Source organism: Paraflavitalea pollutisoli, from assembly GCF_029360705.1.
Lineage (GTDB): Bacteria > Bacteroidota > Bacteroidia > Chitinophagales > Chitinophagaceae > Paraflavitalea > Paraflavitalea pollutisoli.
In genome coordinates this window covers 345,369-367,138 of the sequence record NZ_JARKMX010000003.1, presented here as the reverse complement: position 1 = coordinate 367,138, position 21,770 = coordinate 345,369, and the positions used below count along the sequence as shown (strand labels likewise).

At 51.1% G+C, this 21,770-nt stretch carries 16 protein-coding genes; 5 read left to right on the top strand and 11 right to left on the bottom strand.

The window, feature by feature from the left end; genetic code table 11:
* Window positions 1-27: 27 nt before the first annotated feature.
* The 3 genes from glmS to mgtE all read right to left on the bottom strand — a co-directional run bounded on the left by glmS (window position 28) and on the right by mgtE (window position 5,972).
* Complete coding sequence (glmS, locus tag P2W70_RS09315; protein ID WP_276481173.1) at window positions 28-1,863, bottom strand: glutamine--fructose-6-phosphate transaminase (isomerizing); 1,836 nt, start codon at window positions 1,861-1,863, stop codon at window positions 28-30.
* 229 nt (window positions 1,864-2,092) lie between these two features.
* Window positions 2,093-4,555, bottom strand: coding sequence for a S9 family peptidase (locus tag P2W70_RS09310; RefSeq protein ID WP_276481172.1), 2,463 nt, complete (start codon window positions 4,553-4,555; stop codon window positions 2,093-2,095).
* A gap of 34 nt (window positions 4,556-4,589) precedes the next feature.
* The gene (gene mgtE / locus P2W70_RS09305) at window positions 4,590-5,972 is read right to left on the bottom strand and encodes a magnesium transporter (RefSeq protein ID WP_276481171.1); all 1,383 of its coding nucleotides are present in this window, start codon (window positions 5,970-5,972) and stop codon (window positions 4,590-4,592) included.
* 45 nt (window positions 5,973-6,017) lie between these two features.
* On the opposite strand from mgtE, the gene P2W70_RS09300 reads away from it, so the two are divergent.
* Window positions 6,018-6,401, top strand: a complete 384-nt coding sequence (locus tag P2W70_RS09300) for an SET domain-containing protein (protein WP_276481170.1) — start codon at window positions 6,018-6,020, stop codon at window positions 6,399-6,401.
* 74 nt (window positions 6,402-6,475) lie between these two features.
* Here the strand turns inward: P2W70_RS09300 and P2W70_RS09295 are convergent, their stop codons facing one another.
* The 3 genes from P2W70_RS09295 to P2W70_RS09285 all read right to left on the bottom strand — a co-directional run bounded on the left by P2W70_RS09295 (window position 6,476) and on the right by P2W70_RS09285 (window position 10,020).
* Entirely contained in the window at window positions 6,476-7,894 is a 1,419-nt protein-coding gene (locus P2W70_RS09295) for a porin family protein (RefSeq protein WP_276481169.1), read from the bottom strand.
* Window positions 7,878-8,435 (bottom strand): RNA polymerase sigma factor, encoded by a 558-nt coding sequence (locus P2W70_RS09290; RefSeq protein ID WP_276481283.1) that lies wholly within the window; start codon window positions 8,433-8,435, stop codon window positions 7,878-7,880. Before P2W70_RS09290 ends, P2W70_RS09295 begins: the two co-directional genes overlap by 17 nt.
* 154 nt (window positions 8,436-8,589) lie before the next feature.
* A complete protein-coding gene (locus P2W70_RS09285; RefSeq protein WP_276481168.1) occupies window positions 8,590-10,020 on the bottom strand; it encodes a DUF4403 family protein in 1,431 nt (476 codons plus the stop codon).
* Between the two features lie 187 nt (window positions 10,021-10,207).
* Between P2W70_RS09285 and aspT the strand changes: the two genes are divergently transcribed.
* On the top strand, window positions 10,208-11,908 hold the full coding sequence (aspT, locus tag P2W70_RS09280) for an aspartate-alanine antiporter (RefSeq protein ID WP_276481167.1): 1,701 nt from the start codon (window positions 10,208-10,210) through the stop codon (window positions 11,906-11,908).
* Window positions 11,909-12,031: 123 nt separating this feature from the next.
* On the opposite strand, the gene P2W70_RS09275 is transcribed toward aspT, so the two are convergent.
* Both P2W70_RS09275 and clpB read right to left on the bottom strand, forming a co-directional pair.
* Window positions 12,032-12,604 carry a DsbA family protein gene (locus tag P2W70_RS09275; protein ID WP_276481166.1) on the bottom strand — a complete coding sequence of 191 codons (573 nt, stop codon included), beginning with the start codon at window positions 12,602-12,604 and terminating at the stop codon, window positions 12,032-12,034.
* A gap of 209 nt (window positions 12,605-12,813) precedes the next feature.
* On the bottom strand, window positions 12,814-15,432 hold the full coding sequence (gene clpB, locus P2W70_RS09270) for an ATP-dependent chaperone ClpB (protein WP_276481165.1): 2,619 nt from the start codon (window positions 15,430-15,432) through the stop codon (window positions 12,814-12,816).
* Between the two features lie 202 nt (window positions 15,433-15,634).
* Between clpB and P2W70_RS09265 the strand changes: the two genes are divergently transcribed.
* Window positions 15,635-16,690 carry a serine hydrolase domain-containing protein gene (locus tag P2W70_RS09265; protein WP_276481164.1) on the top strand — a complete coding sequence of 352 codons (1,056 nt, stop codon included), beginning with the start codon at window positions 15,635-15,637 and terminating at the stop codon, window positions 16,688-16,690.
* Between the two features lie 112 nt (window positions 16,691-16,802).
* Here the strand turns inward: P2W70_RS09265 and P2W70_RS09260 are convergent, their stop codons facing one another.
* Window positions 16,803-18,290: a xylulokinase gene (locus P2W70_RS09260; RefSeq protein WP_276481163.1), complete on the bottom strand. Its 1,488-nt coding sequence runs from the start codon at window positions 18,288-18,290 to the stop codon at window positions 16,803-16,805.
* 209 nt (window positions 18,291-18,499) lie between these two features.
* On the opposite strand from P2W70_RS09260, the gene queG reads away from it, so the two are divergent.
* Window positions 18,500-19,456, top strand: coding sequence for a tRNA epoxyqueuosine(34) reductase QueG (gene queG / locus P2W70_RS09255; protein ID WP_276481162.1), 957 nt, complete (start codon window positions 18,500-18,502; stop codon window positions 19,454-19,456).
* On the top strand, window positions 19,434-19,925 hold the full coding sequence (locus tag P2W70_RS09250) for a YdeI/OmpD-associated family protein (protein ID WP_276481161.1): 492 nt from the start codon (window positions 19,434-19,436) through the stop codon (window positions 19,923-19,925). Before queG ends, P2W70_RS09250 begins: the two co-directional genes overlap by 23 nt.
* 9 nt (window positions 19,926-19,934) lie before the next feature.
* On the opposite strand, the gene P2W70_RS09245 is transcribed toward P2W70_RS09250, so the two are convergent.
* Both P2W70_RS09245 and P2W70_RS09240 read right to left on the bottom strand, forming a co-directional pair.
* Window positions 19,935-20,495: a hypothetical protein gene (locus P2W70_RS09245; RefSeq protein ID WP_276481160.1), complete on the bottom strand. Its 561-nt coding sequence runs from the start codon at window positions 20,493-20,495 to the stop codon at window positions 19,935-19,937.
* A 7-nt stretch (window positions 20,496-20,502) separates the two neighbouring features.
* Complete coding sequence (locus P2W70_RS09240) at window positions 20,503-21,768, bottom strand: LVIVD repeat-containing protein (protein WP_276481159.1); 1,266 nt, start codon at window positions 21,766-21,768, stop codon at window positions 20,503-20,505.
* Window positions 21,769-21,770 lie beyond the last annotated feature (2 nt).

Below are 21,770 nucleotides of genomic sequence, written 5' to 3'. Positions count from 1 at the left end.
AGTACGGGGTACACAGGTTCACAAGCTTTATTCAACAGTTACACTCTTGGCAAGATTACGGGGTTTGTCTACATCGAGGCCCTTGGCCACACCAATGTAGTACGCCAGCAATTGCATCGGAATGACACTCAGCATGGGCGCCACCAGTTCATCGGCCGCGGGCACCACGATCACATCATCGGCCATATTGCTGATGACCTCATCGCCTTCGGTGATCACGGCGATCACCTTTCCTTTGCGGGCTTTGATCTCCTGGATATTGCTCACGATCTTTTCGTGGTACGAGTCTTTGGTCGCTACAAAAACAACCGGAAGGGTCTCATCTACCAGCGCGATCGGTCCATGCTTCATTTCCGCAGCGGGATAACCCTCTGCATGTATGTAGGATATTTCTTTCAGTTTCAAGGCGCCCTCCAGTGCCACGGGGAAGTTGTATCCCCGGCCCAGGTAGAGGAAGTCTTTGGCGTCTTTGTATTTGTCTGCCAGTTTGCGGATCTGCTCATTGGTTTGCAAGGTTGCTGGCACCTTCTCAGGGATAGCCTGCAGTTCATTCAGCAGGTACATGAAGCGCTTGTTGTCGATACTGCCTTTTTCCTGTGCGATCTTAAGTGCCATCATGGTCAGCACGGCCAGCTGTGCCGTAAAGGCCTTGGTACTGGCTACGCCGATCTCCGGGCCGGCATGGGTATAGGCACCCGCATGCGAAATGCGGGAGATCGAAGACCCCACCACGTTCACGACGCCAAAGATGGTAGCTCCCTGCTCTTTGGCTTTTTCGATGGCTACGAGGGTATCGGCCGTTTCACCACTCTGCGACACGGCAATGATGACGTCGCCTTTATGGATAACCGGGTTACGATACCGGAACTCCGACGCATACTCCACTTCTACAGGAATGCGGCAAAGCTCTTCGATCACGTATTCTGCCACCAGGCCGGCATGCCAGCTGGTGCCACAGGCTACGATGATGATACGCGACGCATTCTTCAATTGCTCGATATGGTTTTGTACCCCCGCCATGGTAATGGTACCGGCATTGGCATCCAGGCGGCCACGGAGGCAATCGAATATCGTATGCGGTTGTTCGAAGATCTCCTTCAGCATGAAATGATCATAACCACCTTTTTCGATGGCAGCCAGTTCCATATCAAGCTTGGTGATATAAGGAGTGATCTTTTCATTACCCAGGTTCTTCAGGATCAGTTCATCGGGACGAATGATCGCCAGTTCGTAGTCGTTGATGTATACCACTTCCTTGGTGTACTCGATGATGGGCGAGGCATCGGAAGCCAGGAAATGTTCTCCTTTACCAATACCGATCACGAGCGGGCTTCCTTTACGGGCTGCGATGAGGGTATCGGGATGGTCCTGGTCGATCACTACGATCACATACGCACCGGTCACCCGCTTGAGGGCAATCCGCACAGCTTCTTCCAGGCCACACTCATTGTTGAGTTGAATATCTTCTATGAACTTCAGCAATACTTCGGTATCGGTATCGCTTTGGAAGGTGTAGCCTTTTTTGACCAGCTCACCTTTCAATTGCGTATAGTTTTCGATGATGCCGTTGTGGATCATCGCCAGCTTGCCGTTTTCTGAAATATGTGGGTGGGCATTGCGGTCACTGGGTTCCCCGTGAGTAGCCCAGCGCGTATGTCCTATACCTGCATGAGCGTGCAGGTCTTTTCCTACCAGGCTTTCTTCCAGTTCTGCAACTTTACCTTTCTTCTTGTACACCTTAAGACCGCTATTGAGCAGGGCCACGCCAGAGCTGTCGTATCCACGGTATTCAAGGCGTTTCAATCCTTTCAGGATAACAGGATAGGCTTCTTTGGGGCCTATGTAAGCTACAATTCCACACATATGAGTCGTTAATGGCTTTTTGTTTACAATAAATGGCTTGCCGGCAGTGGACAAACGTTTGCGCAATTTATTGAAAATTATGCCGATTGTGCAAGAATATGCCTGCCCGGTAAATTAGTGGAGGACATAAACCGTTATAGCAGGCACAAAAAGGCAATTAATGGAATAAATGGAAAAAGGCGCCCTGCTTGTACAGAGACGCCTTTTTCGTGACTGCGGGTGTCCGCTACTATTTTTTGAGGTGTGTATCGAATAGTTTCAGGATACGCTTGTACTCGTCTGTCCAGCTGCTGGGTTCTACAAAACCGTGGTCCTCTACCGGGTAAACGGCCAGCTCCCAGTTATCCTTGCCCAGCTCGATCAGCTTTTGGGAAATACGTACGATGTCCTGGAAGTGTACGTTCACATCCACCATACCGTGGCACATCAGGAGGTTACCTTTCAGGCCAGCGGCGAAGTTGATGGGCGAGCTACGCTGATAGGCAATGCTGTCGTTGATGGGTTCGTTGAGGATGTTGGCTGTATAGCCATGGTTATAATGGGCCCAATCGGTCACGGAACGCAGTGCGCCGCCTGCAGCAAATACGTCCGACGCGTTGAACATGGCCATCAGGGTGATGAAGCCACCATAAGATCCGCCGTACAAGCCGATATGCTTTGGATTGACCCCTTCTTTTTCGATGAGGTATTTGGCGCCATCCACCTGGTCGCTCAGGTCTTTGCCGCCCATGTGGCGGTAGATGCCTGTACGCCAGTCACGGCCATAACCGGCACTGCCGCGGTAATCTATATCCAGTACGGTATATCCCTGATCGGCGAGCAGGTTATGGAACATGTATTCGCGGAAATAACTGCTCCACCATTTGTGGGCATTTTGCAGGTAGCCTGCGCCGTGCACGAAGATCACAGCAGGTTTGGACGAATGGGCTTGTGTGGGACGATAGAGACGGGCATGTACGTCGGCACCATCTTGCGCTTTAAAAGTGATGACGGCAGGTTCTCTCCACGCGTAGGAGTTGAATTCGGGCGTGGTGGCCCCTGTTGTTACCTGCTGCAATTTACCACCAGGTTTATTTTCCTGGAGATACAACTCCCAGGGTTTGTTGCTGTAGGAATACAGAATGGCCAACGTTTTCTCATCGGGTGACAGGGTTACCTGGTTGGCACCTGTCATTTTCGTGATCTTCTCGGCCTTGCCGCCGGTTACCGCCAGGCGGTAAAAATGTTGCTCGCCGGGGTGCACCTCATTGGTGGTGAGGTAGAAATATTTCTTGTCTTTGGACAGGATCGTGCGCTGTACTTCGTAATTGCCGCTGGTCAGCGCTTTCTTCTCTTTGGTCTGCACGTTGTAGGTGTACAGGTGTGAATAGCCGGTGGCTTCCGACTGGAACCAAAACGTGTTGGCATCAATCCAACCGCTACCTGAATTACCGAAACCACTTACGCCAGGACCGCCGATCCAGGCTTCATCGCGCTGACGGTCGAGCAGGCTGTATTTACCGGTATTGCCATCCAGCAGCAATAACCAACGGTCTTTGTTATCCTGCGAGCGTACTTCCACCACCGCATAACTGCCGGCGGGCGACCAGGTAGTATTGTTGAAATTCACAGCACGAACGGCAGGATTCTTCGAACGCTCTGCATATACTTTCGGATAGTCTTTTACATAGTCTGGTAAATCCTTGATACCGGCAATAGAATCTGTTTTGATGGCATACACGGTATCTTTTTGCGTATCGTACAGGAAGAACTCCTGGGTACTTTGCGGAGCGCCTACTTTGGTGCGACCCGGAATGTCTTCCGTAAAACCTGACTCGGTTACATAATTCGGTACGATGGTGTTTTTGCCCCCGTTGGCCGATTTGATCAGGCGGTAGCTAATGAAACGACCATCGGCACTGATGGCGGTGCCGAATAAGGATTTGTCTTCTGTATTAAGTACACGCAAGGTCTTTTCTTTGGGCAAAGCCTTACGGGCCGAATCGGCGAGGTCTCTTTTCTCCTTGCGGCTTTGCAATACCAGCGAGTTTTCGAGGGCTTCATCTGCCAGCCATTTTTCGGGGGTATTGCCCACCAGAACCGGGCGATTGCCGCCGCGGAAACCACCGCCACCGCCTTGTCCGCCACCGCCCCGTTGCGGACCGGCAAAGGCAGGAACAGCAGGCGATGCTGCTCCCTGCTGGAAATTGGTAAGCTGGGTGGTTGCTCCGGTAGCGATATCCCAGGCATATAAATTCTGCCCACGGGTATACACCACTTTGCTGTCATTGAAAGAGAAGCGGGGATTGCTTTCAAATTCGACAGTTTGTGTGACGATGCGTTGCTGGCCGGTTTTTACATCAACGAGCAGTACATCGCCTTGGCGGGTAAAGAGGTAATGGGTGCGTTTCGTATTGTACGCAACACTGCTTTCATCGAGGAATTGTTCTCGGAAAGCATAGGTTGTTTTTTGCGGAACGAGAGAGGTGGGGGTGATGGAATAGACGGAATCGGACACGGCCTTTTCAGGATTCCAATTAAACAGCAGGTATTTTCCATCCAGTGACCATTCGGGTTCGGAAGGGGAAGTACCGATCCACTTGGGATCGCGCATGATCTTGTCGACAGTTAGCGGCGCAAGGGAACCTGTCTGGCTATGCGCGGCCTGAGCAGCCAGCAACATCGCCAGGGGGAACAGCGTAGATTTTCTCATTGATAATATTTGTGATATTAGGGAGTGTCTGTAATTAAAGCAAAATACCCCCCAAAAACAAATAAGCAGTCGAAAAATATATGATCAGGCCGGTAACATCCACCAGCGTCGCTACGAAAGGAGCAGAGGAAGTGGCGGGGTCGGCCCCGAGCTTTTTAAGGATGATCGGCAACATGGAGCCCGAGATGGTACCCCACAATACGATGCCTACCAGGGAGAATCCTACGGTAAGCGCCACCAATACGCTGTGCTCTCCATACGTATGAAAAATAGAGTTCCAGAATACGACGCGGCAAAAACCGATTAGTCCCAGCATAGCGCCCAACATAAGACCCGACAGTATTTCGCGGCGCAATACCCGCCACCAATCGACGATGGTGATCTCGCCTACTGCCATAGCCTGGATGATCAGGGTGGAGGCCTGTGACCCGCTGTTGCCACCACTCGATATGATCAGCGGCACAAACAAAGCAAGGACCACAAATTTTTGTATCTCTTCTTCAAAATACCCCATCGCGGTGGCCGTCAGCATCTCGCCCAGGAACAGTACCACCAGCCATACCACCCTTTTTTTGAACAGCTTGCCGAGGGGTATTTCGAGATAAGGCTCATCGAGGGCTTCTGTACCCCCCATTTTTTGCATGTCTTCACTGAACTCCTCATTGGCCACCCAGAGGATGTCGTCGATGGTGACGATGCCGAGCAATATATTCTTATCGTCGATGACCGGCAAGGCCACCCGGTTGTTCATTTTAAATACCTGGTTGGCTTCTTCCTGGTCGTCATTTACATGCAAAGCGATAAACCGGTTATCGATCAATTCGCCTACCTGCTTGTCCGGAACGGCGAGCAGTATCTCGCGGATCCGCATGTCATCGACAAACTCTCCTTTGTCGGTCACCACGTAGATCACATCGATCGTTTCACTCTCCTTCCCTACCTCCCGGATATGCTCGAGGACCTCCTGCACGGTCCAGTCGACCTGCACGGAAATATAATCGGGGGTCATCAACCTGCCCACACTACCCTCGGGGTACCCCAACAAGGACAAGGTCACCCGCCGTTCTTCCGGATCGAGCAGGCGGATCAATTCTTTCACCACCTCGCTGGGCAGTTCTTCGAGGAAAGCCGTACGGTCATCCGCCGGCAGTTCGTTGAGCAGCTCGGCTGTTTTATAGGGGGGCAGTTCCTGTATGACGGCCTTTTGGGTCGACAGGTCGAGGATCTTGAACACGCTGGCCGCCCGGTGCATGTTCATATGCTGGATGATCTGACTTTCGTATTCGGGCAATTCAAAGATGAGCTCTGCCACATCACTGATGTTCTGGTCATTGAGCCACTCCTTGACGGAGATCTCATTGCCGCTGCGCATCAGCTCTTCAAACTGTTCCTGTAGGGTGATGTTTTCCGTGCTCATTAACCAAAATTAGCTATTTTGGCTTGTCAATACCACGAATTACGTATGATCCTGCCATGCTTATTTATCGCCCCCACCCCCGACATGGGTCGCGGTGTTTTTACCTCCGCTGCCCTGGAAGCCGACAGTATTGTGGAGATCGCCCCCGTGGTCGTCATGAATGCCCAGGACCGTATACTGATCGACCAGACCACGCTGCACGATTATATTTTCGAATGGGGTGATGACCAGCAGAAATGCTGTATGGCCCTGGGATATGTGCCTATCTACAATCATTCCTACTCGGCCAACTGCGAATACGATATGGATTACGAACATGACACCATCACGATCAAAACCGTGAGGCCAATCGAAGCGGGAGAAGAATTGTTCATTAACTACAATGGTACCTGGGACGATACCAAGCCGCTTTGGTTTGATGCCAAATAACTTCCCTCCATGGCCGTCACCTGCCGGGTGCAGGTAGAACCGACCGTTGCGACCGCCAGCCTCCGGGCTGTATATTATTTATGTAACTGATAGCGCAGGGAGAAATAGAGTCCGTAACTGTTGAGGTCCAGCTTACCGTACCCCAATCCTTTGGTAGGCAATTTGAAATATGGTTCAGCCTGCAACGACAGGCGTTTATTGAGTTTTGTTTCGAAGCCGACCGAGAAGTTTACGATGGAGAAGAGATAGCTACTGGTACCGTATTCTTCATGGGGGTAAACGCGTGGTGACCCGTTGTATTCATAATTGACCAGGTAGTTCTGGTTGGTCATGATGTACGAAGAAGCACCTGCACTGACAAACCACCGCGTCTTCTTATTCAAAGAAAGATCGTACCGTACGTTGAGTGGTATATCGAACATGACGCAATCACCACTTACCTGTTTTACATCGGCGTTATTCCAGTAGTTGTTGTTGGGCTTGGTAAAGTCTTTACCCTGCGCTGTATAATTTTTGCGTGTGTAAATAAGGCCTGTATTCACCGACCAGCGATTGTTGAAGCGGTAAGCCACCTGGGCGCCCACATTGTACCCTACTTTGTCTACATCGGTAAAACCTACATTGCTCAAATCCGGACCGGCCAGTACGCTCACTTCCCATCCACGTGGCTCTTTGATCCGCTCCAGCGGCGCTGCCTTCTCTTTATTCTCAATCACAGGCGTATAGGCAGGTGCTGTAATAATGCCCAAAGCTCCGGCCATATCACCGGGATCCTGCACCAGGCTTGGAGCGGGGTCCTTGTAAGCTGCCCCTGTTGCTGGTCGATCAATGTCGGATATAGTTGGATCAGCAGCAATGACAGCCCTTGGCTGGCCTTGTATACTTACGCCATCGGCCGGCACGGTAACTGTGTTCCTGCCACGATCAGCTATAGTAACGGGTACATTCTTTGTGCCGCGTGCGTTTATCGGCGCAGCAGACTGCGGTGCCGCGACAAAACCTGCTTTCCGGTTTCTGCTATTGTGCTGGGGCACACGAGCGGCGTCATCGCCGCGGCGACTGGCAGCGGGTAGTGAACCGGTCGCCAGCTCTGCAAGCGTGGTGCCTTGTTGAACAGTTGCGGCAGTTGGCTGATCAGCACTCGCAGTAGCCGTTTTGTTACTGTTGTGATCGGTGGCCGTGGCCGGTTCCGGTTTATTTTCGTTGGCCGAACGTTCCTCCTGCATGGCCGGCCCCTTATTGGCTCCCGTGAACTGTACGGTTGCCGGACGATCTTTATTGGTCATCATCCACAATACACCTCCACCCGACAGCAATACGATCAGGAACAGCCAGAACAGGAAGCGTCGCCGCTCCTTGTCCTCTTTCGGAGGCAGTTCCTTGTTGAGCCGGTGTTCGAGCGCTTCCCAACCCGATGTGTGTGGTTCCACATCGTACTGGTCGGCAGCTTCCCGACTCAAGCGGTCCAGGTCGTTGTCATTGAGGGGATACATACACGTTATACTGTCTTTTGTTCAACAATAGTTTTCTTAGGTTGTCACGCGCTTTTGACAAATTGGATTTCGATGCGCCTATAGATATGCCCAATACCTGGGCTATTTCTTCATGACTTAAGCCTTCTATCACAAATAAATTGAATACCGCCCGGTAGCCCGGCGATAACAGCCTGATCGCTTCAATGATCTCCTTGTACGATAAGATATCAATGCCTGTTTCACTGTGATCGGGAATGGACTCCGACTCCGTGTTCAGCACATGGCCATTCACAGAAGCATTCGATTTTCGGTAATGATCTATACAGGTGTTTACCAGGATGCGCTTGAACCACCCTTTTAACGATAACAGGGTGTCTTCCTGCCGGTGTTCGTCAAACTGGCTGATGTGCTTGAACAGCTTGACAAAACCTTCGTTCATGATCTCTTCGGACTCTTCCTGGGCATTGGTGTAGCGGTAACAAATCTTCATAGCAAACCCGCGGAGCAAATAATATAGCTCCTTCTGGCTGTTCCGGTCATTCTGGCGACAGCCATGCAACAGGGCAGAAATTTTCGGGTTATCTCCGAGCAAGGGATGGTTGGTTTACAATTGTAAAACTTATCTAATAAGTTACAATGTTTTTTGATTTCACCCCATAATACGCAAGCCGTTGCCGTCTGGTTGCCTCCACCAATAATTTTCTAAAAATAAATTAATGTTTCATACTCAACAAGTTAGCTGGTGGGCGACCAATCAGTACCATCTGTCCTTTGATGAATGCCTGTACCTGTATGTAGTCTTTTTGTGGAAGGAGGCCAACGATCTTAATGCTTTCCAGCTTGCCGGTGGTACTCATCCACTCGGTAACGGGCTGGTTGAGCCTGGCTTCAATCACCGCTTTGTTCTTCTGGATCAGTGCGGCGATGTCCAATACACTTTTACCCTGTAACTCTTTGATGATCTTGCGCCGGAACATCCCCTTGGCAATATTGACCAGGATATCCTTGGTATCGAGTGCAAAATCGAGGTCATCCATCGACAGGTACTGGCGCGCCGTATCCAGAACCGGGGTACCACTGAGGTGCAATACGCCCTTCCGGTTGCCGGTAAATGACACATCCACCGCGATCTTGCCGTCATTGCTGCCCCGGATGTTCACGTCCTTGATCACAAAAGTGCGGCCTTCTACCTCGAAGGGTTTGTTGGCCAAACTATCATTGAGCAGCTTGTTGAAGAACTTGTACTCATAGACGGCATCGAGGTAGGTACTGATGGCCCCTACATTATCGGTACCACTGATCGGTGGCAGGGGCGCCCGCGTCACCAAGCGAAGGCTATCGGAAGAGAACTTGGGTGAACCGTGAAAACCCAGGGCAAAATACAAGGTATCCCTGCTCACATTGAACTTGCTGACCCGCAAGGCCGTTGGATTGAGGTTGAGGTACCCGTATTTACTGACCGGCATTACGCGGCTACCGCCTCCCCGCCATTGCTTCAGAAAATCATTGTTGTTGACGGCTTGCACAAACTGATCGAAGGTGGTGCAATAGGTTTCGACAGAAGCCTTGATGCTATCCATGATATCCTTCGTCATATCGTTCTGCAACACGGTTACCTGGCATTTATCGATCGGCTTCAGGGTTTCCAATCGCGTTACCGTACTTACCTGGTGATTGGGCAGCAGGTTCAGCATCGAGCTGATGTTGAGGTCTACCCGGCGGAGCGCCTCGTCGCCAAAGCCGCAGCTACCGCTAACCCAGGGCGACACCTGCTTGTCGAACGCACACACGCATTTACTGCCTGCAATCTGGTAATTACCCCTAAAAGCAATATTCACTTTGTTGTTGACTACCGAAAAGCTGAAGGGGGAACGAACGAAGCGGTATTTATACCGGAAATCGCAGCCACTTTGAAAGTAGTTGGGCCATTTTTCACTGGTAAATTCTTTAGCCGTCATACTGTCCATCAGACTCAACAACGGTTTCATGTACACTTTGATGGGAATATTGATCTGCGAAACAGGCAAGGCCGGTAGCAAACGTGCAGCAGGCTCGTTGACTAGACTGGTCGCTTTTTTGGAGCTACCACAGGCGCCCAGGAACAATACCGTAACTATCAGAACAGCAAGGGACAGAGATTTCATGGCGTAAATATAAAGCGCGACGGGCGATTGGACAGCCCTGTATAAAAACAGGCAACATTTTGATCATCTCCTGTTAATGAAAAGATAAATCACATGGATTTATAGCGTAATTTGTCTTACTGACTAAATCCTTTGCTCCGCCTCTATTTCCTGCAAACCGTGACGCTCATTTATAAACCTCGTAGGCATGGAATGGCTCAAAGAAACGCTCAGGCATTATCCCGAAATAGCCGTATTTCTGACCCTCGCCATTGGATTTTTTATCGGTAAACTCAAGTTGGGCAAGTTCACCCTGGGAACTGTTACCGCCGTACTGCTGGTAGGCATATTGGTGGGGCAACTCGATATCAACATAGGGGCCTCCAGCAAAGCCACTTATTTTCTGTTGTTCCTCTTTTCCATGGGGTATAGCATTGGCCCCCAGTTCTTCCAGGGTCTTAAAAAGGACGGGCTTTCACAGGCCTTGTTTTCTGCTACTATCTGTATCACCAGCCTTATTCTCGCTTATGTATTGGCACTTGTGTTCAAATTTACGCCGGGTACTGGTGCAGGCCTGTTGTCTGGCGCCAATACCTGCTCGGCCATCATTGGTGTGGCCGGTGATTCCATTAACAAGCTGGATATTCCCGATAGCCAAAAAGAGCTCTGGACCGACCAGATCGCTGTAGCCTATGCCGTCACGTATATTTTCGGCACGGCGGGTACAGCCTGGTTTCTCTCGGTCATTGGCCCCATTTTACTGGGTGGCAAGGTGGCCCAAAAAGCCAAAGAACTGGAGGCCCAAATGGGCACCATCGATGAAGGTGACGACAACATTTCGACGGCTTACGACCAGGTAGCTTTCCGTGCGTATGCCGTTACGAGCGAGCTCTTCAAAAATGGCCTCACGGTCAGGGACCTGGAAGCCTATATGCTGCAGCACGACAAACCGATCTATGTACAGCGCATTAAGCGCAAGTGCAACCTGATCGATATCACTCCTTATACCATCATCGTGCAGGAAGATATTGTGGCCGTAAGCGGGCAGCGTGATCAGATCATCGGCGTGGAAGATTTTATCGGCGCGGAGATCACCGATGCAGCTTTGTTAAGTTTTCCGATTGAAGTAGCCAGCGTTACCATCACTAAAAAAGAAGTGTTGGGCCACAACCTTATGAGTCTCCGCCGCAGGGATTCGGTACATGGTGTTGCCATCCGCAAACTGGAGAGAGCCGGGATCGAAATGCCCGTGACAGCCCGCACGAAGATCGAAAAAGGAGATGTACTGGAACTGGTAGGTACCCGCGAAGACCTCAACAATGCCGTTGCCCGGTTGGGATACAAAGAGAAAAGCGGTCTCGAAACAGATATCGTATATATGGGCCTGGGTATCGTTATTGGTTCGCTGGTGGGTGCGCTGACGGTAAAAGTCGGCAATATCCCCCTGAGCATCAGTACCAGTGGCGGATCACTCATTGCCGGGTTGTTTTTCGGCTGGCTGCGTACCCGGCGGCCGGTATTTGGCAATATACCCGCTCCCTCGGTTTGGTTGTTACAGAAACTGGGCCTGCACATGTTTATCGCCATTGTCGGTATTACGTCCAGCAGCGGCTTCGTACAAGGGCTGCAACAGGAAGGCGTAAATCTTTTTATCGCCGGGGTGATCCTTAGTATCCTGCCGATGATCCTGGCGGTGTACCTCGCCCGGTATGTGTTTAAGTTCCACCCGGCCATCGCCCTGGGGGCTTGTGCGGGTGCTCATGATGAGTCGGCTGCATTACTGGCTGTACAGGATGCCGTACAAAGTAAGATCCCGGCTTTGGGGTATACGGTTACCTATGCCGTAGCTAATATCATCCTCACCATCTCGGGGGCCGTCATCGTTGCCCTGCTATTTCATGCCGCGTGATATTCGGGTGTCAGTGCGATCACTACTGTATCAGACAAAAAAGGCCACCCGAAGGTGGCCTATGTCAGACTATGCACACTATGGAAGATACATTTTTGTACGACGCGCAGCCTGCTGCATTATCTATGCCCGCTGTTTGGCAGGCTTCTTTTTCACCGTCTTTAGTGATTCGTCAATGGCTTTGCTGAGACCGTCGAAACTGTTCTTACCGCTATACATTTGTCCATTGATAAAGAACGTTGGTACATCTCTAACGCCCAACGCCACGGCGTCCATCACGTCAGCACGAACCGTCCAGCCATAAAATGAATCCAGTAGCCGGGTAAGAAAATGTTTATCACTGATGCCCGCATCCCTGCTGTGTTCTTTCAGGCTTACGGGGCCAAGGTGCTTTCGGTTCTTGAACAATATTTCGTGCATTTCCCAGAACTTACCGGCCTGGCAGGCACCTACCGCTGCTTCTGCCGCCTTGTGTGCCCGTTGGTGTACCTGGGTCATGGGGTAATGTCTGAAATTGAACCGCAATTGATCGCCATAAGTTGCCAATAGCTTTTTGACCACTTCATGGGCTTTGGCGCAATCTTCACTTTCGTAATCACCGAACTCCACCAGCTCAACCGGGGCAGTGGCAGGTCCCTGCCAGATGTCTTTGGGCGGAATGATGTCGATGACCTTGGATCTATTGTTTATTGCCATATTCGGACTCCTTTTTATCTTTTACAAGGGTGACGGATGGTCACCAGAGAAACAGCCGACGGAACGTGGCCGACGGCAAGTATTGTACGTAACGCTGCTAACTAGTTGGTTATCTGCGTCCTAAAAGAAAAGCCACTCCGCACGTAGCAGAATGGCTTTGGTAATCTGTTATATAGACGAAATTAGTGTCTCATAGGTGGCATGCCGGTTTAAGAAGCGATGTGGTTGGGTACTTCATTCCTAAACACCACTACTCCATCGAATACATCGACCAGCACCGGATGTGTTTTATCGATATCGCCTGCCAGTATCCGTTTAGACAACTGGTTCACGATCTCCTTCTGGATCAGCCTCTTCAATGGTCGGGCACCAAACTGGGGTTCGAAACCATTTTCTGCCAGGTAGTCTACTGCGTATTCGCTGAACTGCAGATCGATTCCATTGCCGGCCACCATCTTTTTCAGGTTGTTGAGCTGGATATTGATGATACCCCGGATCTCCTTCTTCAGCAGTGGCTGGAACATGATCACCTCATCGACCCGGTTCAGAAACTCGGGACGGATGGTTTGCCGCAGCAGGTTCATCACATCGGTCTTGGCCTTTTCGGCTGCCTCGTCGAGGGTACGTTCGGTAACCCCTTCGAAAGCTTCGGTGATGAGGTGACTACCGATATTGCTGGTCATGATGATGATGGTGTTCTTGAAGTTCACCACACGGCCTTTGTTGTCGGTAAGACGGCCATCGTCCAGTACCTGCAGCAACACGTTCCATACATCGGGGTGTGCTTTCTCGATCTCATCGAGCAATACCACACTGTACGGCTTGCGGCGTACCGCTTCTGTGAGCTGACCGCCTTCATCGTAACCTACATATCCCGGAGGGGCGCCTACCAGCCGCGACACCGTATGTTTTTCCTGGTACTCACTCATGTCAATACGCGTCATCATACTCTCGTCGTCGAAGAGGTATTCGGCCAGGGCTTTCGCCAGTTCCGTTTTACCTACCCCGGTTGTACCAAGGAAGATGAAGGAACCGATAGGCTTCCTGGGATCCTGCAGGCCTGCGCGACTACGGCGGATAGCGTCCGCTACAGCGGTGATCGCTTCTTCCTGTCCTACCACACGTTCATGGAGGTGTTCTTCCAGGTGCAACAACTTCTGCTTTTCACTCTGCATCATGCGCGTCACCGGTATACCCGTCGCCTTCGCCACATTCTCTGCAATATCCTCCGCATCTACTTCCTCTTTCAACAAGCGCTTTTCATTGATCACTTCCAACTGTACCGACAGGTCCTGGATCACTTTCTCCTGTTCTTTGACCTTACCATAGCGTATTTCAGCTACTTTGCCGTATTCGCCATTGCGTTCTGCCTGTTCGGCTTCGAGCTTCAGTTGCTCGATCGCCGCTTTGGCATTTTGAACTTTATCTACTATTTCTTTTTCTTCTTTCCATTTCGCTTTGAAGGTATCCCGCTCTACACTCAGGTTGGCGATCTCGGTATTGAGTTCACGCAACTTGGGTTCATCATTCTCGCGCTTGATCGCTTCGCGCTCGATCTCCAATTGACGGATCTGCCTTTCCAGCTTGTCCAGTTCTTCGGGCATGCTGTTCATTTCGAGGCGTAGCTTGGCTGCACTTTCATCGATGAGGTCGATCGCCTTATCGGGCAGGAAACGATCGGTGATGTAACGTTGCGATAGTTCTACCGCCGCAATGATCGCTTCATCCTTGATACGCACGTGGTGGTGTGTTTCATAGCGGTCTTTCAATCCCCGCAGGATGGAGATGGCATCTTCCACAGAGGGTTCTTCGATCATGACTTTCTGGAAACGGCGTTCCAGGGCTTTGTCTTTCTCAAAGAACTTCTGGTATTCGTTGAGGGTGGTGGCACCAATCGCTCTCAACTCACCCCTTGCCAGTGCAGGCTTGAGGATATTGGCAGCATCCATGGCACCTTCGCCACCACCGGCACCTACGAGGGTGTGGATCTCATCGATGAAGAGTACGATCTCTCCGTCGCTGGTGCTCACTTCTTTCACCACGCCTTTCAGCCTTTCTTCGAATTCTCCTTTGTATTTGGCACCTGCGATCAACTGCCCCATATCGAGTGCATAGATGATCTTGGATTTGAGGTTATCGGGCACGTCGCCATTGACGATGCGGATGGCCAGGCCTTCTGCAATCGCGGTTTTACCGACACCGGGTTCACCCACGAGGATGGGGTTGTTCTTGCTACGGCGCGATAAGATGTGCAACGTGCGGCGGATCTCTTCGTCGCGGCCAATGACCGGATCGAGCTTACCCTGACGGGCCAGCTCATTGAGGTTCTTGGCGTATTTATTTAAAGCATTGAATTGTGTTTCCTGGGTCTGGCTCTTGATGGTGTCACCTTTGCGCAGATCCTTGATGGCGGTTACCAGTCCTTTCTCGGTGAGTCCTGCATCTTTCAGCAGCCGGGCTGTATTATCACTTCCCTGTAATAGAGATACGAGCAGGTGCTCCACGCTAACGAATTCGTCGCCGAATTGCTTGAGGATGGTGCCAGCCCGTAAGATGGCATTGTTGGCGTCCCGGCTGATCGCCTGGGCCGGCTGTGCGCCTCCGCTTACTTTGGGCAGTTTATCGATGGCCTCACCCAGCTTTGTTTCCAGCAGATTGACCGTCACATTATTTTTCTTCAACAGGTATTCTATGGGAGAATCCTCCTGATCCAGCAGGCTTTTCAACAGGTGCTCCGTTTCTATGTTCACGTTTCCCTGGTTAAAAGCAATCTGTTGCGCCTGCGCGATCACTTCCTGGGCCTTGATAGTAAAATTGTTCAGATTCATAGTCTCTTCTTTTTGATTTGATGGCGGTAACCGGGTCGGGAGCTAAGCCTTCCTGGCGAAAGATGCCGGAAGGACTGGGAGCAGGAGGCAATTAATTCGTTTATAACAACATTATGCCAACCCCGATGGTTCGGTTGCCGTATCTTCCAATAACTTTATCCCTTATCGCAAATCGCAATCCAACCAAAAATTTCCGGCATTTATGTCATTAAAACGCCCCCGAACCTGTCCAAAATTCAGTTTATTCCTGTTTGGCCTGTTATTCTTGCAGGTTGCGCACGCCCAATACGATTTCAGTGCTGTCGACAAACTTCTCGAAAGGAACAAGAAACTATTGGGAAACAATGTGGTAGCCCTGGTCTGGAAAGACGGCAAGATGGTTTACCAAAAAGAGATCGGGACCGATTTCACGGCGAAGACCCAGGCCCCCATTGCCAGTGCCAGCAAGTGGATCACTGCAGCCACGATCATGACGCTGGTAGACCAAGGCAAGATCAAACTCGACGACCCGGTTGTCAAATACATTCCCGAGCTCGACAAATACATGAAGGGATACATCACCATCCGGCAATGCCTGTCGCACACCTCCGGGATCGATGGCGATAAGAATGGCCTTGCCAAGCTACTCGAGCGTCGCAAATTCGAGAGCCTGACCGAAGAAGCGAGCGCCATTGCCGCGAAAGAGATTTCCACCAATCCGGGAAAAGAGTTTGCCTATGGCAGCAGCGGCCTCAACCTGGCTGCCCGGGTAGCCGAGATCGTTTCGAAAAAGGATTTTGTACGGCTCGTGCAGGAACGTATTACCCGCCCGCTGAAGATGCGTTCCACCACTTTCCAGAACGATAATGGCGGCGGCCCCAATCCTTCCGGCGGCGCCCAATCCAGTGCACTGGAGTATATGAACTTCATGACGATGATCCTTAATAAAGGTATGTTTGAAGGCAAACGTATTCTGAGTGAGGAAGCCATTGCCGAGATGCAGCAGAATCATTTCCCCGGTTTACCGATCAAGTATACTCCCAAAGTAGCTGAAGGTTACGAATACGGGCTGGGTGTATGGATAAAGGAAAAAGACGCCCAGGGTAAAGCGACCGTGATCAGCAGTCCCGGCTTGTTTGGTACCTGGCCTTATATCGACCAATGCCGGGGCTATGCGGCTATTATCTTTGTGAAGAGCATTTTAAGCGAGCAGAAAAAAGACGTGTACCAACAGTTTAAAGAGATCGTCGACGAGCAGATCGGAGCCTGCAAACAATAAGATCATCGCTTTCTGTCAGCATGAAAAAGGGGCGGCATCCAACGATACCGCCCCTTTGATGTTGTTGAAAACGAGCAGCGCTATACACGCCAGGTGAACTCGTGTCCGTCATTTATTGCAAGCTTTTCAACAGAGCTGTTTTCCATTCACCATATACATCCTGGTACTGCTGCTGCAGGGCAGCATCCGGCTCCAGCCTTTTGATCACGTTCATACCGGTAAAGCAACTTACGAAGTCAGGATAGATGCCTGCTCCTACACCGGCTGCCCGTGCTGCCCCTGCAGCACCATCGGTATTGTACAGCTCGACCGTGCAGCCGGTGGTATTGGCAAACACCGAACGGAATACATCACTGAGGAACATGTTGGCATAGCCTGCGCGGATATTTTTGATCTGCATACCCATCTGCTGCATGATCTCTACGCCGTACTGCAGCGAGAATACAATGCCTTCCTGCGCAGCCCGGGCTACATGGCCGCGGTGATGCCGATTGAATTGCAGCCCTTTGAGCAGGGCACCAGGATCCTTGTTCTCCAATACCCGCTCGGCGCCATTGCCGAAGGGGAAGAATTGCAGGCCATCTGCCCCGGGAGCTATCGCCGCGGCTTCTGCATTCATATCGCTATAGGAGGCATTACCGAAGAAGTTCTTGCGTAGCCAGCTGTTGAGGATACCGGTTCCATTCACACAGAGCAGGATGCCATAACGGGGCATTTCTTCCGTATGGGTAACATGTACAAAGGTGTTCACGCGCGACAAGGGATCATACTCGACCTTGTCGGTAACACCATACACAACGCCCGAAGTGCCTGCCGTAGCAGCTACCTCGCCGGGTTGCAGTACATTGAGGGAATAGGCATTGTTGGGTTGATCGCCGGCACGGTAACTGACCGGTGTGCCAGCTTGCAGACCCAATATACCTGCTGCTTCGGCGGTGAGGCGGCCTTGTTCGCCAAACGTTGGTACGATGGTCGATAACAGGCTTTCATCGATACCATAATAGTTCAGCAGATCACGGGCAATGGCTTTCTGGGGGAAGTTCCAGAGAATACCTTCCGACAAACCAGAAACGGTGGTGGTGGCTTCGCCCGTCATGCGCAAGGCGATGTAATCGCCGGGCAACATGATCTTATCGATCTTTTTATACAGGTCGGGCTGATTTTCCCGTACCCATTTCAGTTTGGAGGCGGTAAAATTGCCGGGTGAGTTGAGGAAATTTGAGAGACAGAAATCTTCTCCCAGGTCATGGAAGGCTTTGTTGCCATACCCTACCGCGCGGCCATCGCACCAGATGATGGAGGGGCGTAAGGGTTTGCCTGCCTTGTCTACACATACCAGGCCATGCATCTGGTAAGAGATGCCGATGGCGGCGACCTCATCGCCCCGAAAGGCGACCTGCTGGCGCATCTTGTTGAGGGAGTTTTGTAGTTCCAGCCACCAACGATCAGGGTCCTGCTCGGCAAAGCCGGCCTGGGGCGCATCGATGGGCATTTCTTCGGAAGGGGAAAAAGCCGTAGCGGCTATCTTTCCATTGGCTATTTCTATCAGGGCGGTTTTTACGGAAGAGGAGCCTACGTCTACACCAAGTAAGTATTTCACAATCGCTGTTTGATTAGTTTACATTTTCTATCGGGTAGCCAATTTAGGTAATTTATCGGCAGCAGGAAAGGATTTGGCGGCAATAAAGAGGCCCATGGCTCCGATCATCGACAATTTGATACTATTTAACCAAAAGTCGTGTCTACGGTCATCCCGTTTTTCTTGGCTAAATTGCGTCCGGATACACCGAGGTCCGTGCAAACATTACCATGAACAGCATTGCCCAACATACTACGACCGTTAAAACACTGGCCGCCAGGCTGGGGTTCGACTATTGTGGTATAGCCAGGGCGCAGCGGCTCGATGAGGATGCCCGCCGCCTGGAGCAATGGCTGCACAAGGGCATGCACGGCGCCATGGCGTATATGGAAAACCATTTCGAGTTGCGCATCGACCCCACCAAGCTGGTACCCGGGGCGCAATCGGTCATCACGTTGTTGCTCAATTATTACCCCAACCAGCAACAGGACCCCGACTCGCTGCAGGTAGCCAAATATGCTTACGGAAAAGATTATCACGAAGTGATCAGGGCCAAGCTCAATCATTTCCTCGCCCTTCTGCGCGAATCGATCGGCGAGGTACAGGGCCGGGGATTCGTCGATTCGGCCCCCGTGCTGGAAAGGACCTGGGCCCAGCGCAGTGGCCTGGGCTGGATTGGCCGCAATGGCAACCTGCTGACCAAACAAGCCGGTTCATTTTTCTTCATTGCCACCCTGATCACGGACCTTCCGTTGCAGTACGACGACCCCTTTGCCAAAGATTTTTGTGGTACCTGCCGCAAATGCATCGATGCCTGCCCTACCGATGCCATCCTCGAGAACAAGGTGGTTGATGGTAGTAAATGTATCTCCTACTTTACCATCGAACTGAAAGACAAACTGCTTCCTGCCGAGATGAAGGATAAGTTTGACAACTGGTTCTTTGGCTGCGATACCTGCCAGGATGTATGTCCCTGGAACCGGTTCTCCTCTCCTACCCGGGAAGCGGAATTTGAACCTATACCCGAACTCCTCAACTTTACCACGTCCGAATGGCAGGCTATGACCGAAGACGCCTTCCGGAAAATATTCCGCCACTCGCCCCTGAAGCGCTCCAAATTCCAGGGCATTCAACGTAACTTATCGTTTGTACAAAACAGTTTTGATGGAGAAACCCCTGGTCAATAAAAAGTATATCCTGCAAAGGATGCCCGGCAAGGGTGGCTGGACTTATATCGTGATCAAAGAGATCACCCGTGAGCAACGCGGTAAGCGGGGCGTGGTGCAAGTGCGTGGCTTCATCGACACCTACGAAATCAAGGCATTGAACCTGATGCCCATGGCGAATGGCGCTATGTTCATGCCGGTAAAAGCGGCCATCCGTAAGGAGATCAAAAAGGGAGAAGGCGACTCCGTAAAACTTGTTCTGTTTGCGCATGACGCTCCCCTCGACATACCGGAAGAATTGCTGGACTGTCTGCGGGATGAACCGCGTGCCCACAAAGCTTTTTTTGCCCTGCCTGAAGGTGAGCAAAAGCTATACATCGACTGGATCTATGCCGCTAAAAAAGAAGAAACCCGGGTCGACAGAATGGCGGAGGCCATTAACCGTGTTTCCCGGGGTTTAACATTGCGACAAAAAAGCGGCGACGAATAATATCTACGATCAGAATCTATACCCCAGCTGCATAGCATAGCGATTCAGCTGATAGGCATATACGCCTGACGCGGTAGTCTTTTCATAATCCTTCCTGGTGTAGCCGACCGACATCGATACGGCCCCCTTTTTACCAATACCGACATAATATCCGATACCTGCTTCGTAATAACCACCGGCATCATACAGGTGCCAGTTCCAGCCGCCCTCTTTTTCTGTAAGATCTTTTTCACCCATAACCTGCATACCACCACCCGCGTACACAAAGGGCGTATTCCTTTTGCGAAACAGGCTTTTGCGCAGGGAGGCAAAGAGGGGATAGGTCTTATCCTGGTAGGCATCCAGGCCTGCCCCGAGGCCCAGGAACCAGGTCTTGTAGCGCACACCATTGATCGTTTGCAAGGTAAAGTCGCTATTGTTCTCCCCAGCTGCACCTCCCACCAGGTTGATGGAATTGAAACCCCAGTTCTTTAGTTTACCGGATGTACCGGCAGCAGCTGCCTCCTGGGCATGGACTGCTTTGGTACAGCAGCCTGCTATGAACAGTAGTAAAATAGTTTGTTTCAGCATGTGATGATTAGTCCTTTTGCAGGGTGATCTTACTCAACAATTTGATGTTATTGACATTGGCGTAGCTGAACTGGTATAAACCGTCATCACCTACCACAATCGCGCGGTTGTTGTAAGCAATGACATCATAAGCATTGATACCGTCGATCTTTTTCAACAGTTTGAGATCGTTGACGTTTGCGGCGTCGTATACCTTGACACCGTCACTACCATCGCAAATGAACAAGAACTGATTGTCTTTGGACAAGCCGTGAGGATTGGTCATTGGGTAGGTCTTGACCAATGCGGGGCTCGACGGGTTTGTGATGTTCAATACTTCCAGTTGATTGGTAAAGCCCTGGCAGGCAGTGCCGGACCGGAGTGTTACGTAGGCATAGTTGTCGTCGGCAATCACCGGATCGCAGCTTCGAACGTGCGAGAAAGTTCCCTGCTGCTCCGGCGAAGCAGGCGAATTGACATTAAAGATGTACATGCCGGTTGTGGAGCCGATGAATAATTTATCCCTGAAGGGGAAGATGGTTTCGATACCCCAGTTGTTCAGGTTTTTCTTCGATACCAATTTGGGAGACAGGGCTGTGGAAATATCAAACGAATTGAGATCGCTGTTCGACACCGTGTACAGGAAATTGTTCATGAGGGTAAACCGTGCCATCGAGCCACCACGGCCACCTACATTCGGTGATGCATAGCTACCAGATTTATCGGCAGCATTGGCCAGGTAGAAGCTTGAATACAACCTTTCGTAGGTTTCGCAATCGACGGTGGTATCGCGCTTGACCCACTCGGCTACCACCTTCGCAGAATCGGGGTTGCCATTGCCCCTTATATAGTAGTACATGGCCCTGTGGGGGAATACGCCATCTACGAACGTTTTAGCTACTACTGCCTGGGGATTGGAGATATCGAAGGCCACCAGGTCTGTATACGCATCTGCATACAGGATATTACCCTTTACGGCGAGATCTGCGTTGCCCGGGATATTGATGAATGCGATGTTCCTGGGTGCGGCAGGATTGGTATTGTCAATGATATGTATACCTTTCTGCTGCTCGTTGAGGAAGATATAGTTATTGTAGATATAGAGCTTGCCAGGCGCTTTCACCTCCTGGGGTGTACCGCTTTTCATTTGCGCCCTCACCTCCGCAACGGTTCTGTATACGGGTAAGTAAAGTGTATAGGTACGTTTACAATTGTCCTTCAAACAGCCACCCAAGGTAATGGTGAGCACGGCTGAAGCTATCCATAGCAGCAAGCGTTGGTTAATCCTGGTCATAA